The sequence below is a fragment of the Acidovorax sp. NCPPB 3576 genome, assembly GCF_028473605.1.
Lineage (GTDB): Bacteria > Pseudomonadota > Gammaproteobacteria > Burkholderiales > Burkholderiaceae_C > Paracidovorax.
The window spans coordinates 1,151,929-1,178,740 of sequence record NZ_CP097267.1 but is presented as its reverse complement, the minus strand read 5'-3'; the positions used below and the strand labels follow the sequence as shown (position 1 = coordinate 1,178,740).

22 protein-coding genes are annotated in these 26,812 nt (G+C 65.9%); 13 read left to right on the top strand and 9 right to left on the bottom strand.

The features are described from left to right. Positions 1-111: 111 nt before the first annotated feature. The gene (locus M5C98_RS05485) at positions 112-1,470 is read right to left on the bottom strand and encodes a glycerate kinase type-2 family protein (RefSeq protein WP_272551465.1); all 1,359 of its coding nucleotides are present in this window, start codon (positions 1,468-1,470) and stop codon (positions 112-114) included. An 84-nt stretch (positions 1,471-1,554) separates the two neighbouring features. Between M5C98_RS05485 and M5C98_RS05480 the strand changes: the two genes are divergently transcribed. From M5C98_RS05480 to M5C98_RS05465, 4 genes are read left to right on the top strand one after another with little or no spacing between them, the layout of a single operon-like run. Beyond that, the gene (locus M5C98_RS05480; RefSeq protein WP_272551463.1) at positions 1,555-2,220 is read left to right on the top strand and encodes a GntR family transcriptional regulator; all 666 of its coding nucleotides are present in this window, start codon (positions 1,555-1,557) and stop codon (positions 2,218-2,220) included. 7 nt (positions 2,221-2,227) lie between these two features. Then, positions 2,228-3,211 carry an allantoinase PuuE gene (gene puuE / locus M5C98_RS05475; protein ID WP_272551462.1) on the top strand — a complete coding sequence of 328 codons (984 nt, stop codon included), beginning with the start codon at positions 2,228-2,230 and terminating at the stop codon, positions 3,209-3,211. A gap of 5 nt (positions 3,212-3,216) precedes the next feature. Beyond that, the gene (gene uraD, locus M5C98_RS05470) at positions 3,217-4,992 is read left to right on the top strand and encodes a 2-oxo-4-hydroxy-4-carboxy-5-ureidoimidazoline decarboxylase (protein WP_272551460.1); all 1,776 of its coding nucleotides are present in this window, start codon (positions 3,217-3,219) and stop codon (positions 4,990-4,992) included. Continuing rightward, on the top strand, positions 4,989-6,233 hold the full coding sequence (locus M5C98_RS05465) for a M20 family metallopeptidase (RefSeq protein WP_272551459.1): 1,245 nt from the start codon (positions 4,989-4,991) through the stop codon (positions 6,231-6,233). Before uraD ends, M5C98_RS05465 begins: the two co-directional genes overlap by 4 nt. Before the next feature lie 66 nt (positions 6,234-6,299). Here the strand turns inward: M5C98_RS05465 and M5C98_RS05460 are convergent, their stop codons facing one another. Further along, entirely contained in the window at positions 6,300-6,707 is a 408-nt protein-coding gene (locus M5C98_RS05460; protein WP_272551458.1) for a hypothetical protein, read from the bottom strand. Then, positions 6,701-7,594, bottom strand: a complete 894-nt coding sequence (locus M5C98_RS05455) for a DUF6402 family protein (RefSeq protein WP_272551457.1) — start codon at positions 7,592-7,594, stop codon at positions 6,701-6,703. Before M5C98_RS05455 ends, M5C98_RS05460 begins: the two co-directional genes overlap by 7 nt. A gap of 258 nt (positions 7,595-7,852) precedes the next feature. Here M5C98_RS05455 and M5C98_RS05450 point away from each other — a divergent pair, with 258 nt between their 5' ends. From M5C98_RS05450 to M5C98_RS05425, 6 genes are all read left to right on the top strand, one after another. Further along, a complete protein-coding gene (locus M5C98_RS05450; RefSeq protein WP_272551456.1) occupies positions 7,853-9,136 on the top strand; it encodes a C4-dicarboxylate transporter DctA in 1,284 nt (427 codons plus the stop codon). Positions 9,137-9,222: 86 nt separating this feature from the next. Then, positions 9,223-11,064, top strand: a complete 1,842-nt coding sequence (locus M5C98_RS05445; protein WP_272551455.1) for a methyl-accepting chemotaxis protein — start codon at positions 9,223-9,225, stop codon at positions 11,062-11,064. 31 nt (positions 11,065-11,095) lie between these two features. Beyond that, entirely contained in the window at positions 11,096-11,794 is a 699-nt protein-coding gene (locus M5C98_RS05440) for a GntR family transcriptional regulator (protein ID WP_272551454.1), read from the top strand. A gap of 133 nt (positions 11,795-11,927) precedes the next feature. Further along, positions 11,928-12,581, top strand: a complete 654-nt coding sequence (locus tag M5C98_RS05435; protein WP_272551453.1) for a TetR/AcrR family transcriptional regulator — start codon at positions 11,928-11,930, stop codon at positions 12,579-12,581. Between the two features lie 415 nt (positions 12,582-12,996). Further along, positions 12,997-14,742 carry a methyl-accepting chemotaxis protein gene (locus M5C98_RS05430; RefSeq protein ID WP_272551451.1) on the top strand — a complete coding sequence of 582 codons (1,746 nt, stop codon included), beginning with the start codon at positions 12,997-12,999 and terminating at the stop codon, positions 14,740-14,742. A 265-nt stretch (positions 14,743-15,007) separates the two neighbouring features. Further along, complete coding sequence (locus tag M5C98_RS05425) at positions 15,008-17,308, top strand: NADP-dependent malic enzyme (RefSeq protein WP_272551450.1); 2,301 nt, start codon at positions 15,008-15,010, stop codon at positions 17,306-17,308. Positions 17,309-17,409: 101 nt separating this feature from the next. On the opposite strand, the gene M5C98_RS05420 is transcribed toward M5C98_RS05425, so the two are convergent. Both M5C98_RS05420 and M5C98_RS05415 read right to left on the bottom strand, forming a co-directional pair. Then, complete coding sequence (locus M5C98_RS05420; RefSeq protein WP_272551449.1) at positions 17,410-18,861, bottom strand: hypothetical protein; 1,452 nt, start codon at positions 18,859-18,861, stop codon at positions 17,410-17,412. Beyond that, the gene (locus M5C98_RS05415) at positions 18,759-20,519 is read right to left on the bottom strand and encodes a hypothetical protein (protein ID WP_272551447.1); all 1,761 of its coding nucleotides are present in this window, start codon (positions 20,517-20,519) and stop codon (positions 18,759-18,761) included. Before M5C98_RS05415 ends, M5C98_RS05420 begins: the two co-directional genes overlap by 103 nt. 325 nt (positions 20,520-20,844) lie before the next feature. Between M5C98_RS05415 and M5C98_RS05410 the strand changes: the two genes are divergently transcribed. The 3 genes from M5C98_RS05410 (at position 20,845) to M5C98_RS05400 (ending at position 23,634) form a co-directional block, all read left to right on the top strand. Then, complete coding sequence (locus tag M5C98_RS05410) at positions 20,845-21,876, top strand: ABC transporter substrate-binding protein (protein ID WP_272551446.1); 1,032 nt, start codon at positions 20,845-20,847, stop codon at positions 21,874-21,876. A 160-nt stretch (positions 21,877-22,036) separates the two neighbouring features. Beyond that, positions 22,037-22,861, top strand: a complete 825-nt coding sequence (locus tag M5C98_RS05405) for an ABC transporter ATP-binding protein (protein ID WP_272551445.1) — start codon at positions 22,037-22,039, stop codon at positions 22,859-22,861. Then, positions 22,858-23,634, top strand: coding sequence for an ABC transporter permease (locus tag M5C98_RS05400; RefSeq protein ID WP_175537751.1), 777 nt, complete (start codon positions 22,858-22,860; stop codon positions 23,632-23,634). Before M5C98_RS05405 ends, M5C98_RS05400 begins: the two co-directional genes overlap by 4 nt. 75 nt (positions 23,635-23,709) lie before the next feature. On the opposite strand, the gene M5C98_RS05395 is transcribed toward M5C98_RS05400, so the two are convergent. The 4 genes from M5C98_RS05395 to M5C98_RS05380 all read right to left on the bottom strand — a co-directional run bounded on the left by M5C98_RS05395 (position 23,710) and on the right by M5C98_RS05380 (position 26,731). Further along, a complete protein-coding gene (locus M5C98_RS05395; RefSeq protein WP_272551444.1) occupies positions 23,710-24,324 on the bottom strand; it encodes a hypothetical protein in 615 nt (204 codons plus the stop codon). 137 nt (positions 24,325-24,461) lie between these two features. Then, entirely contained in the window at positions 24,462-25,337 is an 876-nt protein-coding gene (locus tag M5C98_RS05390; protein ID WP_272551443.1) for a hypothetical protein, read from the bottom strand. A gap of 25 nt (positions 25,338-25,362) precedes the next feature. Then, the gene (locus M5C98_RS05385) at positions 25,363-25,725 is read right to left on the bottom strand and encodes an immunity protein Imm33 domain-containing protein (protein ID WP_272551442.1); all 363 of its coding nucleotides are present in this window, start codon (positions 25,723-25,725) and stop codon (positions 25,363-25,365) included. Between the two features lie 388 nt (positions 25,726-26,113). Further along, positions 26,114-26,731, bottom strand: a complete 618-nt coding sequence (locus tag M5C98_RS05380) for a suppressor of fused domain protein (protein ID WP_272551441.1) — start codon at positions 26,729-26,731, stop codon at positions 26,114-26,116. Positions 26,732-26,812: the final 81 nt, after the last annotated feature.

Genomic DNA, 26,812 nt, shown 5'->3' with positions numbered 1-26,812 from the left:
CCCTGCCAGGCCGCGCTCCGCAAGGGACGCGGCCTTTTTCCACGGGAGCGCGCGCCCGTGGGGGATTCAAGCCAAAAAGGCCTGCAGCGCATATTCCACTAGGGCATGACGCTATTGAATCAATAGCACCCTGAAATCATTCACATTGGTGTGCGTGGGCCCGGTGACCACCAGATCGCCCAGCGCCGAGAAGAACCCGTAGGCGTCGTTGCGGTCCAGGTGGCGGGCCACGGCCAGGTCGGCGGCCCGGGCCCGTGCCAGGGTGTCGGGCGTGACGATCGCGCCGGCGTTGTCCTCCACGCCGTCGATGCCGTCGGTGTCGGCCGCCAGCGCCCACACGCCGGGCTGCCCCTGCAGCGCCTGCGCCAGGCCCAGGCAGAACTCCCCCGCCCGGCCGCCCCGGCCCCGGGGCACGCCCTCGGCGCGCGGGCGCACGGTCACCGTGGTCTCGCCGCCCGACAGGATGACGCAGGGGCGCGCGAACGGCTGGCCGCGCTGCGCAACCGAGCGCGCCAGCGCCGCATGCACGCGGCCCACCTCGCGCGACTCGCCCTCCATGGCGTCGGACAGGATGTACGCCGCCACGCCGGCTGCGCGCGCCGCCGCCGCCGCGGCCTCCAGCGATTGCTGCGGCGCGGCGATCAGGTGGACCGCCTGGCCGTCGAAGGCCGCGTCGCCGGGCTTGGGGGTCTCCAGCGCGCCGGCCTGCAGCGCCGCGCGCACCGGCGCAGGCAGGTCGATGCGGTAGCGCGCCAGGATGTCCATCGCCTCGGCGCAGGTCGTGCCGTCGGGCACCGTGGGGCCGCTGGCGATCACGGCCGGGTCGTCGCCCGGCACGTCGCTGATGGCCAGGGTGACCACGCGGGCCGGCGCGCATGCGGCCGCCAGCCGGCCGCCCTTGATGCGCGACAGGTGCTTGCGCACGCAGTTCATCTCGGCAATGCCGGCGCCGCTTTCCAGCAGCGCGCGGTGGATGCGCTGTTTTTCCGCCAGCGTCAGGCCCTCGGCCGGCAGGGTGAGCAGCGCGGAGCCGCCGCCCGAGATCAGGCACAGCACCAGGTCATCGGCCGTGAGCCCCTGCGTGAGCGCCAGCATGCGCTCGGCCGCCGCCAGGCCCGCCGCATCGGGCACGGGGTGCGCGGCTTGCACGATCTCCACGCGCGGCGGCAGCCCGGGCGGCCGCTCGGGCACATGGCCGTAGCGGGTCACGACCAGGCCCGAAAGCGGCGCATCGGCCGGCCACAGCGCCTCCAGCGCATGCACCATCGAGCCGCCCGCCTTGCCCGCGCCCAGCACCAGCGTGCGCCCGCGCGGCGGCGCCGGCAGGTGCGCAGCCAGTCCATGGGCCGGCAACGCGGCGTGCACGGCCACGTCGTACAGATGGCGAAGGAACGCGGCTGGCTGGCTGGCCGGCGGCGCCACGGGCAAGGCCGGCAGGCCGGCGGCGGCAGGGGTCTTGGGGGTGGTCATTCCCCGGATTCTGGCCGAACCGGGCAAGGCGCTTCGTCCACCAAAACTGTATACACATTGCGGAGCCACGGCTATCATCCGCCGATGGAAACCTCCACCACCAGTGCCATCGTCGGCGACCTGACGCGGGCCATCGTCGAGCACCGGCTGCTGCCGGGCGCCAAGCTGGCGGAGCAGAAACTGGCCGACCATTTCGGCGTCTCGCGCACGCTGGTGCGGCAGGCGCTGTTCCAGCTGTCGCAAAAGCGGCTGGTGCAATTGGCGCCCGCGCGCGGCGCCTTCGTGGCCGCGCCCTCCGCCGACGAGGCGCGGCAGGTGTTCGCCGTGCGCCGCATGCTGGAGGCCGAGATGACCCGCGCCTTCGTGCGCGAGGTCACCCCCGCCCGCATCCGCGCCCTGCGCGAGCACGTGGCCCGCGAGAAAGCCGCGGTGGACGGCGCCGACGTGCAGGACCGCACCGAACTGCTGGGCGACTTCCACGTGCGCATGGCCGAGCTGATGGGCAACCAGGTGCTGGCACAGATGCTGCAGGAGCTGATCTCGCGCTGCGCGCTCATCACGCTCATGTACCAGAGCGCCGATGAGGCCGCGCACTCGCACGACGAGCATGCCGAGATCGTGCGGGCCCTGGCCGCGCGCGACGAGGAGCGCGCCGTGCGCCTGATGGACGCGCACCTGCTGCATGTGCAGGACAGCCTGATGTTCGACCGCAAGCTGCCCCCCAACGACATCTCCATGGCTCTTTCGTGAGGACCCGATGACCGCCGCCCCGATCTACGACGCCACCCTGCCCTACCCCCGCGACCTCGTGGGCTACGGCCGCAATCCGCCGCACGCGCGCTGGCCGGGCAACGCCCGCATCGCCGTGCAGTTCGTGCTGAACTACGAGGAAGGCGGCGAGAACGCCGTGCTGCACGGCGATGCCGGCAGCGAGCAGTTCCTGTCGGAAATGTTCAACCCGGCCAGCTACCCCGACCGGCACATCAGCATGGAGGGGATCTACGAATACGGCTCGCGCGCCGGCGTGTGGCGCCTGCTGCGCGAGTTCGAAAAGCGCGGCCTGCCGCTCACCGTGTTCGGCGTGGCGACGGCCTTGCAGCGCCACCCCGACGTCACGGCCGCCTTCATGGAACTGGGCCACGAGATCGCCTGCCACGGGCTCAAGTGGATCCACTACCAGAACGTGCCCGAGGCCGTGGAGCGCGCCCACATGGCCGAGGCCCTGGCCATTTTCGAGGCGCTCACGGGCCAGCGGCACGGCGCGCCCGGCACGGTGCACGGCGCGGGCTGGTACACCGGCCGCGACAGCCCCAACACCCGCCGCCTGGTGGCCGACCACGGCGGCTTCGCCTACGACAGCGACTACTACGGCGACGACCTGCCTTTCTGGATGAAGGTCGCCCGCACCGACGGCAGCACGGCCCGGCAGCTCATCGTGCCCTACACGCTCGACTGCAACGACATGCGCTTTGCGCTGCCCCAGGGCTACTCGCACGCGGACCCGTTCTTCCAGTACATGAAGGACACGTTCGATGCGCTGTATGCCGAGGGCGATCCCGCCGGCGACGACCGCCCCAAGATGATGAGCATCGGCATGCACTGCCGGCTGCTCGGGCGCCCGGGCCGCATCACCGCGCTGCAGCGCTTCCTGGACCACGTGCAGCAGCACGACCATGTGTGGGTGTGCCGCCGCATCGACATCGCACGCCACTGGGCCGAGACCCATCCCTGCCCGGAGTGAACGCCATGCCCCTCACCCTCGAACAACTGAATACCGCCGCGCCCGAAGAGGCCGCGCGCCTGCTGGACGGCCTGTACGAGCACTCGCCGTGGATCGCCGAAGAGGCGCTCGCGGATCGGCCCTTCCGCTCGCTCGCGCAGTTCAAGCACGCCATGGTGCGCGTGCTGGCCCGGGCGCCGCGCGAGGCCCAGCTCGCCCTGGTGCGCGCCCACCCGGAACTGGCGGGCAAGGCCATGGTGGCGAATGCGCTCACGGCGGAATCGGCCCGCGAGCAGGGCACGGCCGGCCTCACGCAGTGCACGCCCGAGGAGTTCGCGCGCATCCAGCAGCTCAACGCCGACTACAACGCGCGCTTCGGCTTCCCGTTCATCCTCGCGGTGCGCGGCCCGCGCGGCACGGGGCTGCCGCGGCAGGACATCATCGACACCTTCGCGCGCCGGCTTTCCAATCCGCCGGACTTCGAGCGGGCCGAAGCGTTGCGCAACATCCACCGCATCGCCGAGATCCGGCTGAACGACCTGTTCGGCGTGGCGCCCACGCTGGGCAACGACGTGTGGGACTGGCAGGAAACCCTGGCGCAGCACAGCGACCCGGGCTTTGCCGAGAAGGGCCAGCTCACCGTCACCTACCTGACCGATGCGCACCGCGCCTGCGCTCAAGCGCTCAGCCACTGGATGCGCGACTGCGGCTTCGACGAAGTGGCCGTGGACGCGGTCGGCAACGTGGTGGGCCGCTACCACGGCGCCACGCCCGATGCGCCCCTGCTCATGACCGGCAGCCACTACGACACCGTGCGCAACGGCGGCAAGTACGACGGCCGGCTGGGCATCTTCGTGCCCATGGCCTGCGTGCGCGAGCTGCACCGCCAGGGCCGGCGCCTGCCCTTCGGCATCGAGGTGGTGGGCTTTTCGGAAGAGGAAGGCCAGCGCTACAAGGCAACGTTCCTCGGCTCGGGCGCGCTCATCGGCGACTTCGATCCGGCGTGGCTCGACCAGAAGGACGCCGACGGCGTGACCCTGCGCGAGGCCATGCAGCATGCCGGCCTGTGCATCGACGACATTCCGAAGCTGCAGCGCGACCCGGCCCGGTATCTGGGCTTCGTCGAGGTGCACATCGAGCAGGGGCCGGTGCTCAACGAACTGGACCTGCCCCTGGGCGTGGTCACCTCGATCAACGGCAGCGTGCGCTTCGTGGGCGAGATGCACGGCATGGCCAGCCACGCCGGCACCACGCCCATGGACCGCCGCCGCGATGCGGCTGCGGCCGTGGCCGAACTCATCCTGGCGGTGGAGGCGCGTGCCGCGCGCGACGGCGACTCGGTGGGCACCGTGGGGCTGCTGAACGTGCCCGGCGGCTCCATCAACGTGGTGCCGGGCCGATGCCAGTTCAGCCTGGACCTGCGCGCGCCCACCGATGCCCAGCGCGATGCGCTGGTGGCCGATGTGCTGGCCGTGCTGCAGTCCATCGCCGCGCGGCGCGGCCTGCACTACACGCTGGAGGAAACCATGCGCGCCGCCGCCGCGCCCAGCGCGCCCGCATGGCAGCAGCGCTGGGAGCGTGCCGTGGACGCGCTGGGCGTGCCGGTGCACCGCATGCCCAGCGGCGCCGGGCACGACGCCATGAAGCTGCACGAAATCATGCCGCAGGCCATGCTGTTCGTGCGCGGCCTGAACAGCGGCATCAGCCACAACCCCCTGGAAAGCACGACCAGCGACGACATGCAGCTCGCCGTCGACGCCTTCTCCCACCTTCTGAACCAACTGGCCACCGAAACCCCATGAGCAGCACCTACCAACCACTGGACGCCTGGATCGACCAACACTTCGACGAGGAAGTGCGCTTTCTGCAGGCGCTGGTGCGCGTGCCCACCGACACGCCGCCCGGCAACAATGCCCCGCATGCCGAGCGCACCGCGGAGCTACTGCAGGCCTTCGGCTACGAGGCCGAGCGCCATCCCGTGCCCGAGGCCGAGGTCCAGGCCTACGGCATGGAGTCCATCACCAACCTGATCGTGCGCCGGCCCTACGCCCCCGATGGCACCGCCGGTGGCGGCCGCACCGTGGCGCTCAATGCCCACGGCGACGTGGTGCCGCCCGGCGAAGGCTGGACGCACGATCCCTACGGCGGCGAGATCGTGGACGGCAAGATCTACGGCCGAGCCACCGCGGTGAGCAAGAGCGATTTCGCCAGCTTCACCTTCGCCCTGCGCGCCCTGGAGGCCGTGGCACGGCCCACGAAGGGCGCGGTGGAACTGCACTTCACCTACGACGAAGAATTCGGCGGCGAACTGGGCCCGGGCTGGCTGCTGCGCCAGGGCCTGACCCGGCCCGATCTGCTGCTCGCCGCTGGCTTCAGCTACGAGGTCGTCACGGCGCACAACGGCTGCCTGCAGATGGAGGTGACCGTGCACGGCAAGATGGCCCACGCCGCCATTCCCCATACCGGCGTGGACGCGCTGCAGGGCGCGGTCGCGATCCTGAACGCGCTGTATGCGCAGAACGCCAAGTACCAGCAGGTCACTTCGAAGGTGGACGGCATCGAACACCCCTACCTGAACGTGGGCCGCATCGAAGGCGGCACCAACACCAACGTGGTCCCCGGCAAGGTCGTGTTCAAGCTCGACCGCCGCATGATCCCCGAGGAAAACCCGGCCGAGGTCGAGGCCGATATCCGCCGCGTGATCGCCGAGGCCGCCGCGGGCTGCGCCGGCATCACCGTGGACATCAAGCGCCTGCTGCTGGCCAACGCCATGCAGCCGCTGGCGGGCAACGCGCCCCTGGTGGCCGCGCTGCAAAAGCATGGAGAAGAACTCTTCGGCCAACCGATCCCTGCGATGGGCACGCCGCTGTACACGGATGTGCGCCTGTACGGCGAGGCCGGCATTCCCGGCGTGATCTACGGCGCCGGCCCGCGCACCGTACTGGAGTCTCACGCCAAGCGCGCCGACGAACGCCTGGACCTGGAAGACCTGCGGCGCGCGACCAAGGTGGTGGCGCGGACGCTGCACGATCTGCTGGGCTGAAGGGGTAGCGGCGGCCCGCTGCGGTCAAGCACAGCCCTTACCAGGCCGAACATGCAGTGCGGCCGATCATGGCATCAACACGGTGTCCGGCAGGCTTGGACACTCTCGGCATTCGGGCGCGACATTCTCGAACACGATGTCATTGCCAATGACCACCGAATTCACGGGATCGTCGAACCACCAGTTCAGCGATCCGTTCATCCAGAGTTCCACCACGTCACTTTCGCCAAGCAAGGTCTCCGGCTGATTGCGATACAGCCGAACAAATGCCGGCATTTTGAAGTTGAAGTGAATCAAGCTCTGAATCGGCGATGCCTCGTAATACTCCACCCGATAGACTTTTCTGGGGCTGATCGATGTGTGGAACAACTTCGGGGTGAATGCGTACCATGCGCCTACCAAAATACCCGCCAGCAGCAGGAGAAAAACCGGTTTTTTCAAATTCGTCCATGCAGCGCTCATAAAAATCACCATGCGATTTTTTGTGAAAACGGGAGCTTGATGCGCAACGCGTTGGAAAGCACCATGAAATCCCCACCTTTGTTGTTCTTCGCTCGCCACGCTCGAAAATCAGCGTTCTGAACCAAGTATTTGCGGTGCTGCACCGATGAAGGTGCCTCGTCTACTGTTTGCAGATCGACGGGCACGCTGATTCTCGTTCCGATACCGCACGCCATCCCGTTGAATCCCCAGCAGCCCAGGGGTTGCGATATAAAGAATTTACCGTCGTTGAAATCGTAGGAGTCACGCAGATAAAACGCCAACTCATCCACCTGGATACTGGCTTTCCCGAATCCCTGTGTAGTGACTATTCCTGAAACGGCCACCTTGATTTGCGCTTCACCCATCGCGCCATATAAATCATCCAGTGGATCACCCATCTTGCCAAACACCAGATAGTTGATTTGGCAAGTCGAATCCAGCACTGCAGGCGGTTGACCCAAATTCCCGAAGCGCCAACAACTGTTATTTCGTCCCAGGCTCGCCCTGCCTACTCTGATCTTCAACTGCTGGATGCCAGCAGGACTTGCCCATTTGGCTTGCAATTGCCTGATTGCGGCCCGTACCCGTGCAAAGCCCAGCGCCCATTCCATGGTGACAGTACTGTCGTCCAATTGCGAAGCAGGCAATTGATTCAGGCGATTGCCTTCCAAACTCCCTTTGACGCCCTCCGTCATCTGGTACGCCGCCCCGTTAAACCACCGCTCCATCAAGTTCGACGCGACCGGCCACCCCAGCCGAGACCGCATCACATTCGGAATGTCACGCAGTTGAAAAAGCCGCGTGGCGTACTTGGGCGCGATCTTGCGTGCCAGTTCAGCCCGTAGTGCCTCCTGTGGCACCGCCACGATGTCGTTCATGGTCATCCCTCCCATTTTTTATTCCTGTCTTCATTCGACAGGCGCGGATGATAGAAGCGGTTGCAAGGTGAATGGCCGCCCAACCATTGATTAATAGTTACCAATCGCAAACCATCTGGTGCCCCTGATCGAGCCGCCGCACCACCGCCGTGCCGCCACGCCACACACGGGATAACCCCCGAACCGGCCACCGCACTGAATGTCTACATTTCTTGTATGCAAGATTGGTGAACCAACGTGACGACTTTCGGAGATTCCATGCAACGCTTCTTCCGCTCCCTGTTCGGCCGGGTGGTCCTGGCCCTGATCGCCGGCGTCATCGTCGGGCTGCTGTGGCCCCAGTGGGCGGTGCAGCTCAAGCCCCTGGGCGATGGCTTCATCAAGCTCATCAAGATGCTGATCCCGCTCATCGTGTTCTGCGTGGTGGTGCATGGCATCGCGGGCACGGGGGATCTGAAGCGGGTGGGCCGCGTGGGGATCAAGTCGCTGATCTATTTCGAGGTGGTCACCAGCATCGCGCTACTGCTGGGGCTGGTGCTGGCCTTCGTGTTCGAGCCGGGAGTGGGAATGAACGTGGACCCGCGGGCGCTGGACGCCTCGGCCATGGGCGCCTATGCCGACAACGCCAACAAGCTGGCGGGCGGCGGGTTCAGCGACTTCTTGCTCAAGCTGATTCCCAACACGGCGATCAGCGCGTTTTCCACCGGCGACGTACTGCAGGTGCTGCTGTTTTCCATCGTGTTCGGCTGCGCGCTGTCGCTGGTGGGCGAGCGCGGTGCGCGGGTGGTCTCGCTCATCGACGATTTTTCGGCTGTGCTGTTCAAGGCGATGGGGCTGATCATCCAGCTCGCGCCCCTGGGCGTGCTGGGGGCCATCGCGTTCACGGTGGGCAAGTACGGCATCGGCTCGCTCAAGCAACTGGGCCTGCTGGTGGCACTGTTCTATGCGGCGGTGTTCGTCTTCGTGACGGTGGTGCTGGGGCTGATCATGCGGTTCTCGGGTTTCAGCCTGTTCAAGCTGCTGCGCTACCTGCGCGAGGAGCTGGCGGTGGTGTTCGCCACCACCTCGTCGGACAGCGTGCTGCCGCAGGTCATGGCCAAGCTCAAGCACCTGGGCATCCGCGACTCGACCGTGGGCCTGGTGATTCCCACGGGCTATTCGTTCAACCTGGACGCGTTCTCGATCTACATCACCCTGGCGGCGGTGTTCATCGCCCAGGCCACGAACACGCCGATTTCCATGGCGGACCTGCTGACCATCCTGGCGATCTCGCTGGTGACTTCCAAGGGCGCGCACGGCGTGCCGGGCTCGGCCATCGTGGTGCTGGCGGCCACGCTGCATGCGATTCCGGCCATTCCCGCGATCGGCCTGGTGCTGGTGCTGTCGGTGGACTGGTTCATGGGCATCGCCCGCGCGGTGGGCAACCTGATCGGCAACTGCGTGGCCACCGTGGCCATCGCCTCGTGGGAAGGCGACATCGACCGCAACCGAGCACATGCCGTGCTGGATGGCAAGGCGCTGGATGCGCCCACGGACGTGTAGTGCGGCTTCCACGCACATTCCAGGATGCTGTAAGCACCGGTAACGCAATTACGGTGTAATGCAGGACTTCTTTTTCCGAGGCCGCCATGATCCAGTCTCTGCGCTCCAAGATCCTCGTCATCAGCACCGCCACCGTGGTCTGTGCCCTGGCGGTCACCGGTGCCGCCACCTACTCCATCACCCGCACCAACACGTTCGAGACCATCGAGCAGGACCTGAACGCCATCACGGCGGGCAACACGATGGCCATCGACCAGTGGGTGTCCGCCAAGGCGGCTGCGGTGAATGCCACCGCGGCGGTCGTGGAACAGGGCGACCCGCAGGGCTTCGTGGCCCTGATGGGCAAGGCCAACGGCTTTCCGATCACGACCGTGGGCTGGGAGGACAAGACCTTCAAGTCCACCACGCAGACCCCCGCCGGCTATGACCCGACGGCCCGCCCATGGTACAAGGCGGCGGTGCAGGCCGGCAAGCTGGCGGTCACCAAGCCGTATGGCGACTCCACCACGGGCGTGCCGTATGTGGCCTTCGTCGCGCCGCTGCTGCGCGGCGGCGCGCTGCAGGGCGTGGTCAACGGCGCCGTGCCGCTGGAGGGCGTGCGCGAGGTGGTCGCTGCCATCCACCCCACACCGAACAGCCTGGGCTTCGTGGTGAACAGCGACGGCCAGATCCTGGCGCACGCGGACGCCAAGCTCAGCCTCAAGCCGGTGACCGAACTCTCGCCCCTGCTCACCCCCGCCGCCATGGCCTCGCTCGCGAGCGCGACGCGGCCGATGGAGGTGGAACTCAACGGCAGCGCCAAGCTGCTCAAGGCCCGCCCGGTGCAGGGCACCGACTGGTCGCTGATCGTGGCGCTGGACAAGGCCGAGGCCACCACCGGCCTGCGCAGCGTGTTGCAGACGCTGGCCGTGGCCATCGTGCTGCTGGCCCTGCTGGCCGCGGCCGTGGGCGCCATGTTCACCGCCAAGTCGTTCCGCCGCCTGTCGCAAGTGCGCGACGCCATGGACGAGATCGGCTCCGGCAGCGGCGACCTGACGCACCGCCTGCCCGTCTCCGGCAGCGACGAAGTGGCGCAGATCGCCTCGTCGTTCAATGCCTTCGTGGACAAGATCAGCACCGTGCTGCAGGACGTGCGCCACGGCGTCGAATCGATGAAGACGGCCACCGACGAAATCAAGGCCGGCAACCACGACCTGTCCAACCGCACCGAGACCTCGGCCAGCAACCTGCAGGAAACCTCGGCCTCGCTGTCGCAGCTCACCGTCACCGTCAAGCAGTCCGCCGAAGCGGCGGCGCAGGCCACGCGCCTGGCCACCTCGGCCAGCGCATCGGCCAGCAAGGGCGGCGAAGTGGTGGCCAGCGCGGTCAGCACCATGGACGAGATCTCCAAGGCCTCGGCCAAGATCGGCGAGATCATCGGCGTGATCGACTCCATCGCATTCCAGACCAACATCCTGGCCCTGAACGCCGCCGTGGAAGCCGCCCGCGCCGGCGAGAACGGCCGGGGCTTCGCCGTGGTGGCGAGCGAAGTGCGCAGCCTGGCGCACCGCAGCGCCACGGCGGCCAAGGAGATCAAGACGCTCATCGACGCCTCGGGCGTGAGCGTGACGACCGGCACCCAGCGCGTGCGCGCGGCGGGCGAGACCATGGGCGAGATCGTGGACAGCATCCGCCGCGTGACGCAAATCATCGGCGAGATCAACGGCTCGATGACCGAGCAGAGCGCCGGCATCGGCCAGATCAACCAGGCCGTCGCCGAAATGGACCGCGCCACGCAGCAGAACGCCGCGCTGGTCGAGGAATCCACTGCGGCATCGGCCGTGCTGAACGACCAGGCGCACAACCTGTCCCGCACCGTGGCTGGCTTCACGCTGGACAAGCACAGCACGGGCCACGGCGGCCCGGCCCCGCTCGCACTGCCGCGCTGACGGCAGCCGGCACCGCCCCACCCGGCCCTCCATGAACGGTGCCTGCAGCAGCCAGACCCAGATCGCCCAGCAGGTGGTGGAATCGATCCTGGCGCAAAAGCTAGCGCCCGGCGAGCGCCTGGGCGAGCAGGCCCTGGCCACCCTGTTCGGCGTGAGCCGCACCCTGGTGCGCGAGGCGCTCATGCAGTTGCAGGCCCGCGGCTTCGTCGAGGTGCGGCCGCGCCGCGGCTGGTACGTGGTGGAGCCTTCGGTGGAAGACGCGCGCGATGCCTTCTCGGCACGCCGCATCGTGGAGGCCGGCATCCTGGCCGAAGCCGGCCGGCCGCTGCAGGCAGTGGTACAGCGCCTGCGCGCGCACATCGCCGATGAACAAAAAGCCATCGAGGGTGCGGACGCCGCCACGCGGGCGTTCCTGCTGGCCGACTTCCATGTGTGCCTGGCCGAGGCGCTGGGCCACCGCAGCCTGAGCGGCATCCTGCGCGATCTCACTGCACGCACCACGCTGGCCGCCTCGCTCTACCAATCGCGCCACGGAGCCAGCCAGTCGTGCGCCGAGCACGCCGCCATCGTCGAGGCGATCGAGCGCGGCGACACGGCGCTGGCGCGCGAGCGCATGCTGGAGCACATCGGCCATGTGGAGCAGGCGCTCGATTCGCTGGCGCCGCGCACCCACGACCGGCTGCGGGACTCGCTGGCGCCACTGGCCGCACGGGACAGCACGCGCCGCTGATCCGCACGGCGCAGAGGCATCGGCTACGCCCCCGTCTCGCCTTCGGTTCCGTTTAGAGGCAATCCCCCAGGTGGCGCGGGCAGCGCGGGGGTAGCATTCGTGCCCCACAGCGACAGACACACGACCAGCCACCATGCCCCCAACTGAAGGTCGTGCGAACTCAGGTGGCCGCTCTCCCCGCGGACGTCCCAGCGCGCAGCGCGCGCAGGATCTGCGCCAGATCATTGTCGATGTGGCATCCGCGCTGCTGCTGGAGCAAGGCTACGCGGGCATCAGCATGGAAGCCATCGCCACCGCGGCAGGCGTGACGAAACGCACCATCTACACCCGATTCGAGTCGAAGGAAAACCTGCTGCGCGAAGTGCTGGCGACCGCCGCACTGCCGGCATTGCAGCTGGATTTCCAGTTCTCGCCCGGCCTCTCCCTGCAGGAAAAGCTGGTGCGGATCGGCATGGAAATGAATGCCACGCTGCTGCACCCGGGCATGCAGAACTGGCTCCGGTTCGCCATCCACGGCATCGCGCTCCACCCGGAGCTGGCCCCGCTGGTCCACGGGTTGATCGAGCAGTACCTGGCGCTCCTGGGACGGCTTTTGGCCGCCCTGTTCGCCAGCGAAGCCCTGGTAGTGGATGACCTGCCCACCAAGACCAAGGTGTTTTGCACCTTGATCTCGTCGCCCGCGCATAACCTCGCGTCTTTGGCGATGCATCCGGGATCGCCCGAGGAACAGGCGCATTTCATGGACAGGGCCGTGTCGGTGTTCCTGGCAGGCTGCCGCACCGCCTGAAAGCCCGCCGCCAGCCACCGCGGCCGAAGCCGCTGCGCCGTTCCCGCACCCTGGGAGCGGCTGCCTAGGGTTTCAACCACTTCCCTTTGTTGTTCCATGCTGACATGCATCGCCATAAATGACACCATTCGGTTTCATTTCTGCTAGGATTTGAAACTATTGGTTACACAGGGATGGGCATGGTGAAGCGATGTTTCCTGCAAGGCTTTGCCATCGGCTTGAACAACTAGAAAAGACAAAAACGGCTCTCCACCTTGCTCCCATGAGACGCATCAACGCACGCGTTTCGTGAATCAGCGCCTCCACCCAGTGCCCACGAGGCATGGGCCATTCCTGCGGAAATCCAATGCGTCGCCAGCGCCACCGCTGGTTTTTGACAATCCAAACGGACCCGAAAATGGAATGGTTTAAACGAATGAAGGTTGGCACCAAGCTGATCGCTGGCTTTCTGGCAGTCGCGGCGATTGGCGCGTTGATCGGTACGGTGGGCGTTCTGCGCTCCAGCGAAATCAATGATCTGGCCGATCTGATGTATGAGCGCGAGGTGATCGGCCTGTCCCATGCGGCGGACGCCAATATCCAGCTCATCGCTGCAGGCCGGGCGATTCGCAATGCCTTGCTCGCCTCGACGCAGGAGGAGCGGCGCATCCATACGGCATCGGTGCAGGCCCGCCTGAAGGCGATGCACGAATCACTGAACAAGACCGACAACTTCTCCATGACGGAGCAGGGCAAGGCCCTGGTGGCCGAGAGCCAGAAAGTCGCCAAGGCCTACGACGATGGCATTCAATCCGTCCTCGCGCTGCTGCAGACGGAAGAGCTGTCGAACACGCGCGCCTCGGTGGTCAGAGTCAACGAAGTCAGGCTGCTCGCCGACAAAGCCGACGACCTGCTGGGGCAGATCGTCGAGCGCAAGCGCAGCAATGCCAAGGCCCTGAATGACAAGACGACGGAAATCTACCTCCAGGTGCGCCTCATCCTCGTCAGCCTCACGGTCGGCGGCGTGGTCCTGGGCATTCTTATCGGCGTCCTGCTCACGCGGGGGCTCACCCGCCAACTGGGTGGCGAGCCGGCAGATGTCGCCTTGGTGGCCGGCGCCATCGCACAGGGAGACCTGACCTTCCCGATCGATGCATCCCATGCCAGGCCGGGGAGCGTCGTGCATGCCATGCAGACCATGCAAACCTCGCTGCGGGATGTGGTCGGCACGGTCCGCTCCAGCAGCGGCAACATCGCCGTGGGCGCGACCCAGATCGCCACCGGCAACGCCGACCTGTCGCAGCGCACCGAAGAGCAGGCCAGCAACCTGGAGGAGACCGCCGCCTCCATGGAGGAGCTGACCAGCACGGTGATGAGCAGCGCGGACACCGCCAAGCAGGCCGCGCAACTGGCCCAGTCCGCCAGCCAGGCCGCACAGAAGGGCGGCGAAGTGGTCGGGCAGGTCGTGTCGATGATGGGGGAGATCAACACCTCGTCGCAGCGGATCGCCGACATCATCGGCGTCATCGACGGCATCGCGTTCCAGACTAACATCCTGGCCCTGAATGCCGCCGTCGAAGCGGCCCGGGCAGGCGAGCAAGGCCGCGGTTTCGCGGTGGTGGCCAGCGAGGTCCGCAGCCTCGCCCAAAAGAGCGCCGAAGCCGCCAAGGAGATCAAGACGCTCATCAACGACAGCGTGGACAAGGTAGCCAACGGAAGCCAGCTCGTCAATGCGGCGGGCACCTCCATGGAGGACATCGTCGGGCAGGTCCAGCGCGTCAGCCACCTGATCCAGGAGATCACGTCGGCGACCCAGGAGCAGACCTTGGGCATCACCCAGATCAACGAGGCCGTGATGCAGCTCGACCAGGTCACGCAACAGAACGCGGCCCTGGTGGAAGAGTCCGCAGCGGCGGCCGACAGCCTCAACCAGCAGGTCAAGCAGCTGGTCACCGCCGTGGGCGTCTTCAAGCTCGACGACGCCGCGCCCCTGCCGTCGGCACCGCCGGCTGCGGCCACGGCAACTGCCCCGCTCCTGCGCCCGCGCGGGGCGCCCTTGCAGCGCAGCCAGCCGGCCCGCTCCATCGCCCACGCCAAACCGGCGGCACGGCCCGCCCCGGCACGGGTCTCGCCACGCGCACTCCCCCCGAAAGTCAGCCAGGAGGAGTGGGAAAGCTTCTGAAGCCGTGCAATATCGGCGTGATGGCGGCGTGATGCCCGCACGATGCCCGTGCGATCGCGGCGCCATCGCAGCATGAAGGCGGGCCCCGTTGGCCGATGGGGCCCGCCTCCAGGCCCCGCGCCCTCGGTGACCGCAGCCCGCCAAAGTCATCGCGCGGGCCTCTGCGAACCCGTTGCACGCCATGCGCAATCCGCATTGGCCGGTGGGATTTCCGCGCCCCGCTTGGAGTAAGCTCCCTGCGCATTTCTCCCTAGGATCTCCATCCATGACACAACACACACTGTCCGCTGCCGAGCAGGCCCTGCGCGAAGCCGCGCTCGAATACCACCGCAACCCCAGCCGCGGCAAGATTTCGGTCACGCCGACCAAGCCGCTGTCCAACCAGCGCGACCTGTCGCTGGCCTATTCGCCGGGCGTGGCCTATCCGTGCCTGGACATCGAGGCCGATCCGTCGCTGGCGTTCGACTACACGGCGCGCGGCAACCTGGTGGGCGTGATCACCAACGGCACGGCCGTGCTGGGCCTGGGGGACATCGGCCCGCTGGCCAGCAAGCCGGTGATGGAGGGCAAGGGCTGCCTGTTCAAGAAGTTCGCAGGCGTGGACGTGTTCGACATCGAGCTGGCCGAGCGCGATCCCGACAAGCTGGTGGAGATCATCGCGTCGCTGGAACCCACGCTGGGCGGCATCAACCTGGAAGACATCAAGGCGCCCGAGTGCTTCTACATCGAGCGCGAACTCTCCAAGCGCCTGAACATTCCGGTGTTCCACGATGACCAGCATGGCACGGCCATCATCTCCAGCGCCGCGCTGCTCAACGGCCTGGAGCTGGTGGGCAAGGAGATCGGCGCGGTCAAGGTGGCGGTGTCGGGCGCAGGCGCCGCGGCCATCGCCTGCCTGGACGTGATGGTGGGCCTGGGGGTCAAGCGCGAACACATCTTCGTGGTCGATTCCAAGGGCGTGATCCACGACGGCCGCACCAACCTCGACGAATCCAAGGTCCGCTACGCGCAAAAGACCGAGGCCCGCACCCTGGCCGACGTGGTCAACGGCGCCGACGTGTTCCTGGGCTGCTCGGCCCCCGGCGTGTTGACGGCCGAAATGGTCAAGACCATGGCCGACCAACCGATCATCCTGGCGCTGGCCAACCCCGAGCCCGAGATCCGCCCCGAGCTGGCCAAGGCCGTGCGCCCGGATTGCATCATCGCCACGGGCCGTTCGGACTACCCGAACCAGGTCAACAACGTGCTGTGCTTTCCGTACATCTTCCGCGGCGCGCTCGACTGCGGCGCGACCAAGATCACGCAGGAGATGAAGCTGGCCTGCGTGCGAGAGATCGCCGACCTCGCCAAGGCCGAGATGAGCGACGAGGTGGCCGCCGCCTATGCGGGACAGGAGCTGTCGTTCGGCCCCGACTACCTCATTCCCACGCCGTTCGACGTGCGCCTGATCCTGCGCATCGCCCCGGCCGTGGCCAAGGCGGCCGAGGCCTCGGGCGTGGCCACGCGGCCCATCCAGGACTACGCGGCCTACCGCGAAAGCCTCACCCGCTTCGTCTATCAGACCAGCATGTTCATGCGCCCGGTCTTCACCGCCGCCAAGGCCGCACCTCAGCGCGTGGCCTATGCCGAGGGCGAGGACGACCGCGTGCTGCGCGCGGCGCAGGTGGCGGTCGATGAAGGCCTGGCGCGCCCGATCCTGATCGGCCGCCCCGCCGTGATCGCCACGCGCATCGCCAAGGCCGGCCTGCGCCTGCAGCCGGGCAAGGACGTGGAGATCTGCAACCCCGAGGACGATCCGCGCTTTCGCCAGTACTGGGAGGCCTACCACCAGCTCATGGGCCGCGACGGCATCACGCCCGAGGCCGCCAAGGCCGCGGTGCGCCGCTCCAACACGCTGATCGGCGCGCTCATGGTGCACCTGGGCGACGCCGATGCGCTGCTGTGCGGCCTGGTGGGCCGCTTCGACCACCACCTGGAGCATGTGCGCCAGGTGATCGGCCTGAAAGACGGCGCGCCGGGCTTCGCCACGGTGAACGCGCTCACGCTGGACCAGCACACGCTGTTCATCGCCGACACGTACATCAACGAAGCACCCGATGCCGAGCAACTGGCGGCGATCGCACTGATGGCGGCCGAGGAAGTGCAGCGCTTCGGACTGCCGCCCAAGGTGGCGTTCCTGTCGCACTCCAACTACGGCTCGTCCACGCGCCCCTCGGCCCTCAAGATGCGCGCGGCACGCGACCTGTTCGTGAAGGCCGCGCCCCACATCGAATGCGACGGCGAGCTGCATGGCGACTCCGCCCTGTCGGAGAAAGTGCGCCACAACGCGCTGCTGGACAGCACGCTGTCGGGCTCGGCCAACGTGCTGATCTGCCCCAACCTCGACGCGGCGAACATCTTGTTCAACGTGCTCAAGACCACCGGCAGCCACGGCACGACCATCGGCCCGATCCTGCTGGGTGCGGCGGCTTCGGCCCACGTGCTGACCCCCTCGTCCACCGTGCGCCGCGTGGTCAACATGACGGCCCTGGCGGCGGCGAACGCGGCAGCGGCCAAGGCGCGCTGATCCGGAAACCGGGGGCGCCGGCTTGGCGCCTCCCGCCCCGCGCAGGCTCTAGCGTCGGAAAGAGTGGGCGGTGGTGCGGGGTGAGTCAACGCTCCGCGGGTTCAAGCCCGGCGCGGCCTTTGCGCCGGCACATCCAGGCGGTTGTCGATGTGCGATGCCTCCGCTGCCTCCAGGCTCGCCAGTTGCACCACCACATCGACGCCCTGGGTCTGCTGCACCGATTTGCGCTCGTACGAGCGCAGCGAATAGGGCTGCACCGATGCGGGGTCCTTCCATTTCGATTCGATCGTTCCCGCCAGCGCGGAGACGACCTGCGGCAGGCCGCTCGGGTGCTGCGCGCACAGCTGCATCGCTGAGCGGTAGGCATCGTCCTGGGCCCGGGCCTCGGCCGTCACGATGTAGCGCGCCGCGTAGCTGTGGGTGGGTGCCGCGTGGTCGCGAATGTCGTCCAGCAGGCCCTGCAAACGTTCGGGGTTGGCGCCCGCGTCCACCCATTCACCCAAGTGAGGCTGCACCGCCTGCATGAAGGCATCGACCGTCTGGTATTCCGTCTCGACGAACGACAGGGGATGCAGGCGGCCGTCTTCGTACACCGCTTCCCGCCGGTCGAACACGCCGGACAGAATGTGTTCCGCGCTCACGCCGAACTGCGCCGTCGCGAGCGACATGTCGACCCCGCCGGAAAACGAGGTGCTGGACGCCACACTGGTGGACGGCCCGACCGACACCTTCACCCCCGCACCGACCCGCGCGGCATGGCCATGGATCGACCGCTCCACGCGCATGCGCCCGGTGGCATCGGCGTAGTGCTTGGTCACATTGCGCTGGGCTTCGACGAAGCCGCCGACACCGGCGCTGGCCTTGACCCCCAACTGACCGATCGATCCCATCAGGTCCACCCCCGCGCCATGCCGGCGCCGCCCGTCGCCGGCATGGCCGATGCGATTGATCGTCAGCCCGGGAAAGTCCTGCATCAAACGCTGCAGCAGCGGGGTGGGGTCATCCGCCTGCGGCCCGCCCTCGCTACCGTCGATCAGAGCGTCCACCAGCGCGGAGAATTCGGCCCGCAGTTCCGCCACCGGCCGGCCGATGCGCGGCAGGCGCAGGGAGATGCCCTGGATCTCGGCCTCCTCCTTGCCGTAGAGCAGCGTATCGACATTGACCCCCGCCTTGGCCACGCCGATGTCCGGCCCGACGAAGGCGCCCAGCCCGATCTGCTTGGACACCTGGCGTTGCGACCCCAGCACCAGCTCCATGTCATAGGGCGGCATGGCGATCTCGAAAATGGCTTGCCGGCCGCGCTGCGCCCGCCCATCCACCCGCCCGCGCAGGAAGAAGGCGCTCGCCACCGCGCTGATCGACGACGTGATCTGCCGCAGCCCCACCCCAACGAGCCCGCCGCTGCTCAGCCGCAGCCGCGACGAGCCCTCGATGTTGGCGATGATGTCTTTCAGGGCCGAACGCACGGTCTCGCGCGTGACCACCGGCACCCGGGTGTCGCGGCCGACGGCCTCTTCCTCGGCCCGGGCCAGCGCGGCGGAGACGGTCTGCACCCAGGGCACTTCCTGCGCCCCTTGCACCCCTTGCCCCTCCCCGCTTCTCGCGCCCCCGGCAATGCAGGCCCGCCCTCCGCCGTGCGGGCAGCCGCCAGCCATTCGCCCATGAGCTTCGCATCCAGGCGCAGGTCGGTCAGGGCCTTCAACTGCGGCATCTGCGCCAGTTGCCGCTGCAGGCCCGGCGCGGGGGCGGGGGTCAGCAGGTTCGCCAGGCGGTCGGCGATGTCGGCGCAGGCGTCCGCATCGAAGCCGGCCCGCTCCAGCGGACGAGGCGCGGGCGTCTCCAGGCAATGCGCCAGCACGGCCGCCCGCAGCAGGCCGTCCGAGACCTGCCCGGACCCGGGCGAACGGGTGAACGGCGCCATGGCGATCAGTTGCTCCTTCAAGGCAACCGCCGCTTCGCGCAGTGCCGCTTCGCGTGCCGCCCGGTGGCGCGCGATGGCCGGGCCGCGCTCCACGTTCTGCGTGCCGTGCCGCAAGGCCCGGAAAGGCGACTTGCCGAAGATCGGGTTGCGCAGCAGGCGCCCGCGCTCCGGCGTGGCGCGCTCGATCCAGCGCCCGGTCTTCATCAGGCGCGCATTCAAAGCCGCGAATTCTGTTCCCGGCCCCCTCTCGAACAGGTCATTGCGCGCGGAGGTCATGGAGCCCTGGTGTAACCGGGCCGCATCCACCTCGCCTGCCATGCGTGCGGCAGTGCAGGCGACGGCCTCGCCAGTCAGCGTACCGAGGGCCGCCGAGCTGGCAAGGATCGCAGCCGGGTCGCCCCGCTCCGCGTGCCTGGCCGGCATGCCGGTCGCCGCCTTGAGCAGCAGGGCGAAGTCCTCGCGATGCGCCGCATCCACGGGGCGGGCCACGACGGCCTGCAGCACGTCCATGCCGGTGGGCGTGCCGGCCAGGGCCGCGGCCACCTGCCAGGCCGCCCGCCGTGCCGCCACCGAAGCGTCGCTCGGCCCGCCCTCCATGGAGCGCCGCGGCGAGGCCGGCGGCGACCGGTCCTGGTCGCCCTCCACCGAGCCATCGGGCGTGTAGTACGCCGAAGTCCTGGGCGTGTGATAGACCGATTCGCCGTCCACCGAAGCGTCGTCCTCGGGCCCGCCGGCCCGCTGCCGCCAGGCCGTGACGATGTCCTGCTGCGGATCGAGCCCTTGCAGCTCTTCGAGCGCGGCCCTGGCGAGGCGGGCATCGCCACCGGTCGCCGCAGCCAGCGCCTGGGCCAGCAACACGGTGGGCGCACCCGGCAGCCCGGGAATCGGGGGCATGCGCGACAAATCCAGGTCGCGCAGTTCGATGGCGAGATCCGCCGCCGCAAACAAGACCGGTGACCGTGTGAACAATTCCTTCGTCAGCACGGCACAGTCGGGTGACGCCTGCCCCATGAGGTCGATCAGGACATGGCTGGGCTGATTGCTTGCGGCGCCCCCGGTGCTCGACGGAGCGCCGACGTTGGCCGCTGCGGCCGAGGCCGCCAGGGCCGATGGCACAGCGGCACGCGGCGGCAGGGTCGCCCCCGCGCCGGCATGCCGGCGCTTGGGGCCGTCCAGCGGCCGCACCGCGGTGCTGGGGATCGAAGGGGTCTTTTGCTTCTGGCTCGTGGGCGTTTCGACGCTGAAACGGGCAATACCGAGGCGGTTCGAGAGTTTGGAGAAGAATGACATCGGGAGCCATCGTGTTCCCGGGCGCGCCGGCCTTTTCGGGGCGATCCGAAGCCCCCGTCCGGAAAACGAACCCTCCAACCGAGGAAAACCCGCATTTCGATAGACGGAAAACGCATAAGCGGCTAGGCAATTGGCGCGTCATGCCGTGCGCACCGAGCCGGGAAAATCCCCGCTTCCAGGCGCACCAAGCTGGGGAACAATGGCTTCGAGCCCGCCAGAACCGTATACAAAGCAGGCATCGTTTTTGCTGACGCTCTGGCATACCGCCCGTGAAGCCGCACGCATTCACGCTCTTTGCGCCTCCCTCCCCACGACCGGAGCCTCCATGCACAAACGTTCCCTTTTGAAAGCCGCTGCCGCCTTTGCCGCCGCCAGCGCATTCACCGTGGCGCAGGCCCAGACCCCGACGCCCATCAAGTTCCAGCTGGACTGGCGCTTCGAAGGGCCGGCCGCGTTCTTCCTGCTGCCCACCGCCAAGGGCTACTTCAAGGAAGCCGGGCTGAACGTGACGGTGGACGCGGGCAACGGCTCCGGCGGCGCCGTGCAGCGCGTGGCCTCGGGCACCTACGACATGGGTTTCGCCGACCTGGCCGCGGTGATGGAATTCCACGCCAACAACCCCGACGCGCAGAACAAGCCCGTGGCCGTGATGATGGTCTACAACAACACGCCGGCCTCGGTCATGGCGCTCAAGAAGAGCGGCATCGCCAAGCCCGCCGACCTGGCCGGCAAGAAGCTGGGCGCCCCGGTGTTCGACGCCGGCCGCCGCGCCTTCCCCATCTTCGCCAAGGCCAACGGCATCGGCAACGTGCAGTGGACCGCCATGGACCCGCCGCTGCGCGAGACCATGCTGGTGCGCGGCGACGTGGACGCCATCACCGGCTTCACCTTCACCTCGCTGCTGAACCTGGAGGCGCGCGGCGCCAAGGCCAGCGACGTGGTGGTGCTGCCCTATGCCGACTTCGGCGTGAAGCTGTACGGCAACGTGATCATCGCCAGCCCCAAGCTGGTCAAGGAGAACCCCGAGGCGGTCCGCGCCTTCCTCAAGGCCTTCACCCGGGGCGCGAAAGAGGTCATGGCCAACCCGGCGGCCGCCATCGCCTCCGTGAAGGAGCGCGACGGCATCGTGAACGTGGCCCTGGAAACCCGCCGCCTGCAACTGGCCATCGACACCGTGGTCAACAGCGCCGATGCGCGGGCCGAAGGCTTCGGCCAGGCGAAGCCGCAGCGCCTGGCGCTGATGGCCTCGCAGGTGTCCGACGCCTTCGCCACCAAGTCCCGCGTGAACGCCGAGACGGTGTGGAACGGCAGCTTCCTGCCGCCGGCGGCCGAGCTGAACATCCTGCCCAGGAAGTGACGGCACGGGCGGCCGGCCCATGGCGGGGAGCCCGCCCCCGGTCCGTCCGCCGTCCAGAGCCCGCCAGGCCCCATCCGGCAATTGCTACAAATTCAATAGCAATATGCCGTAGTGTTGATTGCGCTGGCGGCCCTTTTCACTCAAAACCCTCTTTCATCCCATGCAGGCCGACGACTCCTATTTCGTGGATTTTCGCGATGTCTGGCTCGCCTACAACGAAGAGTTGCTGCGCGCCAACCACTTTGCCGTCGAAGCCATCGACCTGCAGGTGCGCCGCGGCGAGTTCATCGCCATCGTGGGCCCCTCGGGCTGCGGCAAGTCCACCTTCATGAAGCTGGCCACCGGGCTGCGCATGCCGTCGATGGGCAAGATCCGCATCGACGGCCAGCCCGTGACCGGCCCGCTCAAGATCTCGGGCATGGCCTTCCAGGCGCCCTCGCTGCTGCCCTGGCGCACCACCGTCGCCAACGTGCTGCTGCCGCTGGAGATCGTCGAGCCGCACCGCAGCCAGTTCAAGGCCCGCCGCAAGGAATACGAGGCCCGCGCGCGCGCCCTGCTGCAGAAGGTGGGCCTGGCCGGCTATGAAGACAAGTTCCCCTGGCAGCTGTCGGGCGGCATGCAGCAGCGTGCCAGCATCTGCCGCGCCCTCATCCACGAGCCCAAGATGCTGCTGCTGGACGAGCCCTTCGGCGCGCTCGACGCCTTCACGCGCGAGGAGCTGTGGTGCATCCTGCGCGACCTGCAGGCCGAGCAGCAGTTCAACGTCATCCTCGTCACGCACGACCTGCGCGAGAGCGTCTTCCTCGCCGACACCGTGTACGTGATGAGCAAGAGCCCGGGCCGCTTCATCGTGCGCCGCGACATCGAACTGCCGCGCCCGCGCGAGCTGGAACTGACCTACACCAAGGAATTCACCGACATCGTGCTGGAGCTGCGCGGCCACATCGGCGCCCTGCGAAAGACCGGCGGGGAGATCACGCAATGAACGCGCTGCACAAGAAACGGGTGGAGCGCTGGTCGCCCTGGGTTTTGCTGTTCTCGGTGCTGGTGCTGTGGCAGGTGATCTGCTCAGGCCTGGGGGTGTCGGAGTTCATCTTCCCCAGCCCCTGGGCGATCTGGACGCAGTTCGTCGAGTTCAAGTGGATCATCGCGGGCCACGCCTGGCGCACCTTCTGGGTCACCATGGCCGGCTTCGGCATCGCCATCGTGGTCGGGGTGCTGCTGGGCTTCGTCATCGGATCGTCGCGGCTGGCGTATGCCGCCGTCTATCCGCTGATGACCGCCTTCAACGCCCTGCCCAAGGCCGCCTTCGTGCCCATCCTCGTCGTGTGGTTCGGCATCGGCGTGGGACCGGCCATCCTCACGGCCTTCCTCATCAGCTTCTTTCCGATCATGGTCAACATCGCCACGGGCCTGGCCACGCTGGAGCCCGAGCTGGAAGACGTGCTGCGCGTGCTGGGCGCCAAACGCTGGGACGTGCTCACCAAGGTCGGCCTGCCGCGCTCCATGCCGTACTTCTACGGCTCGCTCAAGGTGGCGATCACCCTCGCCTTCGTGGGCACCACCGTCTCGGAGATGACCGCCGCCAACGAGGGCATCGGCTACCTGCTGATCTCGGCCGGCTCTTCCATGCAGATGGGCCTGGCCTTCGCCGGCCTGATGGTGGTGGGCGCCATGGCGATGGTGATGTACGAGCTGTTCAGCGTGCTGGAAAAGCACACCACGGGCTGGGCGCACCGGGGGTCGCAAGGGGAGTGAGGCGGCCGCGCAGCACCGACCCGAGCGTAGGGAGCGATGTGCATCGCTCTGCGCAGGCCAGTGAAACCCGTCTGCTTACGCGTTGGCCCTGGCGTTGACCATTTGGGCAAAGACGGCATCGGTGCGCCTCCATTGATCTGCGCTCAATCCGCTGTTCTGGATCGCAGACTCGATCTGCAGCAACAACTCCGCACGGTCAGGATGGTTTTCGAGGGGTTGAACCGCGTGCCGCGCAGCCACCAGCAGCCTGCCCCGGTCGGTCCATCCCGGATGGTTTTGTGCGGCGTGGATAGCGCGGCCAATGGCCAATGAAACTTCGTCGTTTGGCGTGCCTGGATTGATACCCAGCAAGGCATGAACCCCCTCGATGGAATGCATGACATCGCGTTCGCCACGAGGCAACGCCTGATGGAGGCTTTGCGAAGCCTGCCGAAGCGCAGAACGCCCCGTCCTGGGCAGCAAGGTGCCGATGTGGTGCTGCAAATCGCCAGGCAAGCGGTTGAAAGGCCCGTTTTCCTCACGGCTGCTGCTACCGCTGCGCCTGGGACTGATAGGCAATTGGGCTGCATTGGCATGGGTGCTGCTGCGCCGCGGCTCCTCAGTCGAAGACCGGACCGATTCGGCGGAAGAGTTCTGGCGGCTGATCCGGCCACTGCCAGATGCCGAAGGCGTGCAGCATGCGTTTCCCATTTCGATTCCTCAAAGCAAAGGGAATACCCTATCCAAGCCTTCATGTTTGACATGGGCAAAGGCGAACCATTTGCACGCTATCCGAAATCCGAAAGGGCCCAGCATCCGCTCGCCCCGGCAAACTGCAGTTTTCCAACTTAATTCGGAATATCCGCGCACAGCCTGATGCCCGCCAAAGAATCGGGCATATTTTGCAGGGGGATTTGCAGCTCCGTAGAAAGCATCGCCCATTGCGCCGGGCCTTGGAATGGATAGAAACCGGAAGCACCGCCCCTCACCATCACGCCATTTCGGCCCTCCACCTTGGTCATCGCTGCCAAACCGAGCCCTGCGATTCCAAAAAAATTGGAGGCTTTCTTATTCTTCGAAGCACTCCCGAAAGACGTCAGGCAGACATTTTTTGAAAGATCGCCCCGGGGCAATTGATCTCCACAAATGAAAACATTCGACCGCAGCTCTTTTGCCACATATTCCCATTCATGATCCCACGGCAATCGGTAGCCGCTTTTGCTCAAGAATTTTTCCGCCTCGCTGGTTGACAAATAGATGGGGTAAGGTCCCTCTTCCGTCGAAAAATCAGGCCGTTCCAAATCGTCAGACAAATCGATATTTTCTTCTGCCACCCATTCAAAGAGCGGGAATCGACTCATCAAAAATGGACGTATGGCTTTTTCCTCTGGTGATGCTCGACCTTCGACCAACGATTTCAGCATCTGCCATTCATCTGGAGAGCAAATAGCCTGAATTGCTTTTTTATGTGCATCACTCATGCCATAGTCAAAAACTCCGCCAAAGACCAGGCTCAAGGGGGTTTCGTATTCCTCGTCATAGAAACACGGAATATCCACTTTCGATTGCGTTCGAGGCTCGATGGAATGAAAAGGCTCGGCCAGCTGAAAACGATCAGGGAGCCTTTCCAGAATTTCTTCGCAAATAGATTCCTGTCGCTTCAGATCTTGCGCCACCCATGCTGCCAAGGACTCTATTTCTGGAAAGTGGTGTCCAGCCGCCATTCAAACGCCTTCCAACATGCCGACCTTACGGCTCCTGGCCAGCGCGCACAAATACAGACGGGTCATACCAGACATCCTCGTAGCCTTCATCGTCCACAATGAATTTATACCCAGGGGGTAAGGCAAGATATTTACCCAATTCTGGCAGTCTATCCAAGACATGAGAACCATGCACGGGCTGAAAGAAGTCATCATCATCAGAATATTCGCCTCCCCAGAAATACCATCCTGATGCATCAATCGTTGGCCGAATTCGAACGCCATAGATCGGTTGCTGGTTCAAAGAAGCAAGATGGACCCCGACATGCAAGGCCGGTTTGAATGCCAACGGGCTGCAATTGTACTTTTCACACATCGCAGCTTGTTCATTATCGATAGCACCTTCCATTGCAGCACTCACTCAATAAATAATTCGATTCACCGCCGGCGACCATAGATTAAAAACTCCTTTTCTCAGGTTCGTACAGATACTCGCTGACCTGACTGCCCCGCATCTCCCCGCCAGCAGATGGCCGTCATACACGAACCGCGTCTTGCCGAAGGCGTCCGTCTTGTCGATGCGCCGCCCCAGCGCGTCGTAGCGGTATTCGTCACCAACTGGCCTGCGGCGTCCCATTGCAGATGCCGGGTTTTGCCGTGTGCATCCTCGATGGCAACGGACAGGCCGCGTGGTTCATATTGCCAGGTTGCTGCGGGCGTCCCCTTCATAATTTTGCAAACCTCCAACTGCTCAGTAGTGTTAAAGGTCTCCATGGAATACAACAATTAATAATCGATCAAATTCTCTGAGGATCAACAATGGAATAAATGGATTTCTCAATAATTTCATCAAATTTCTCAACGCCTTCGCGATTAATAATATCAACTTCTCGGCTATTGATCGGAATGACCCACAGAACAGGCACTGATTCGGAACCCACCGCAATGCCTTCCAGCGACTCACTTTCACCGCGCAACTCATCGATCAGCAACGCTTTCGAGCTCCACTTAGCTGGCGCTATTTCACTTTCTGCCATGACAATTGGGGGAGTTGAGCTTGCTGCATTTTCTATATGATGGGCAATCAAATCAACCACATAGCTAAAAACTCTATCGGAAGACTCTCCCCCCAGATCTGATGTAAGAGCAAGCATCCATTCAGCGGACACAAGGGCACCAGATGGGCGGCGTGCCATCGATAAACCTACAGTTGCGAATCTCGATACCTTGGAATTCTTCCCCGCCGGAAAATAATAAATTTCCACATGGATTTTTCTTGATGCCTTTACAGTTATGACTCTATGCTCGGGCATTCCCCATTCATGCATATAGTGTCCTAAAATTATGCTTCGCCTTACGTCGAAGGAAAATTTTTCATCTCGAGAAAACCATTCCATACCAAAATTAACATCCATCTTTACGCCTTGATTTTCGTGGCTTGGATTTAGGCCCCGTATCCGTTCTATATTGTTGCGCATGACTCATTCGTACCGCCT

Excerpts from the sequence above, each read along its gene's own strand:
- M5C98_RS05485 (WP_272551465.1), bottom strand. The coding sequence starts at position 1,470 with ATGACCACCCCCAAGACCCCTGCCGCCGCCGGCCTGCCGGCCTTGCCC.
- M5C98_RS05480 (WP_272551463.1), top strand. The coding sequence starts at position 1,555 with ATGGAAACCTCCACCACCAGTGCCATCGTCGGCGACCTGACGCGGGCC.
- puuE (WP_272551462.1), top strand. The coding sequence starts at position 2,228 with ATGACCGCCGCCCCGATCTACGACGCCACCCTGCCCTACCCCCGCGAC.
- uraD (WP_272551460.1), top strand. The coding sequence starts at position 3,217 with ATGCCCCTCACCCTCGAACAACTGAATACCGCCGCGCCCGAAGAGGCC.
- M5C98_RS05465 (WP_272551459.1), top strand. The coding sequence starts at position 4,989 with ATGAGCAGCACCTACCAACCACTGGACGCCTGGATCGACCAACACTTC.
- M5C98_RS05460 (WP_272551458.1), bottom strand. The coding sequence starts at position 6,707 with ATGGTGATTTTTATGAGCGCTGCATGGACGAATTTGAAAAAACCGGTT.
- M5C98_RS05455 (WP_272551457.1), bottom strand. The coding sequence starts at position 7,594 with ATGAACGACATCGTGGCGGTGCCACAGGAGGCACTACGGGCTGAACTG.
- M5C98_RS05450 (WP_272551456.1), top strand. The coding sequence starts at position 7,853 with ATGCAACGCTTCTTCCGCTCCCTGTTCGGCCGGGTGGTCCTGGCCCTG.
- M5C98_RS05445 (WP_272551455.1), top strand. The coding sequence starts at position 9,223 with ATGATCCAGTCTCTGCGCTCCAAGATCCTCGTCATCAGCACCGCCACC.
- M5C98_RS05440 (WP_272551454.1), top strand. The coding sequence starts at position 11,096 with ATGAACGGTGCCTGCAGCAGCCAGACCCAGATCGCCCAGCAGGTGGTG.
- M5C98_RS05435 (WP_272551453.1), top strand. The coding sequence starts at position 11,928 with ATGCCCCCAACTGAAGGTCGTGCGAACTCAGGTGGCCGCTCTCCCCGC.
- M5C98_RS05430 (WP_272551451.1), top strand. The coding sequence starts at position 12,997 with ATGAAGGTTGGCACCAAGCTGATCGCTGGCTTTCTGGCAGTCGCGGCG.
- M5C98_RS05425 (WP_272551450.1), top strand. The coding sequence starts at position 15,008 with ATGACACAACACACACTGTCCGCTGCCGAGCAGGCCCTGCGCGAAGCC.
- M5C98_RS05415 (WP_272551447.1), bottom strand. The coding sequence starts at position 20,519 with ATGTCATTCTTCTCCAAACTCTCGAACCGCCTCGGTATTGCCCGTTTC.
- M5C98_RS05410 (WP_272551446.1), top strand. The coding sequence starts at position 20,845 with ATGCACAAACGTTCCCTTTTGAAAGCCGCTGCCGCCTTTGCCGCCGCC.
- M5C98_RS05405 (WP_272551445.1), top strand. The coding sequence starts at position 22,037 with ATGCAGGCCGACGACTCCTATTTCGTGGATTTTCGCGATGTCTGGCTC.
- M5C98_RS05400 (WP_175537751.1), top strand. The coding sequence starts at position 22,858 with ATGAACGCGCTGCACAAGAAACGGGTGGAGCGCTGGTCGCCCTGGGTT.
- M5C98_RS05395 (WP_272551444.1), bottom strand. The coding sequence starts at position 24,324 with ATGGGAAACGCATGCTGCACGCCTTCGGCATCTGGCAGTGGCCGGATC.
- M5C98_RS05390 (WP_272551443.1), bottom strand. The coding sequence starts at position 25,337 with ATGGCGGCTGGACACCACTTTCCAGAAATAGAGTCCTTGGCAGCATGG.
- M5C98_RS05385 (WP_272551442.1), bottom strand. The coding sequence starts at position 25,725 with ATGGAAGGTGCTATCGATAATGAACAAGCTGCGATGTGTGAAAAGTAC.
- M5C98_RS05380 (WP_272551441.1), bottom strand. The coding sequence starts at position 26,731 with ATGGATGTTAATTTTGGTATGGAATGGTTTTCTCGAGATGAAAAATTT.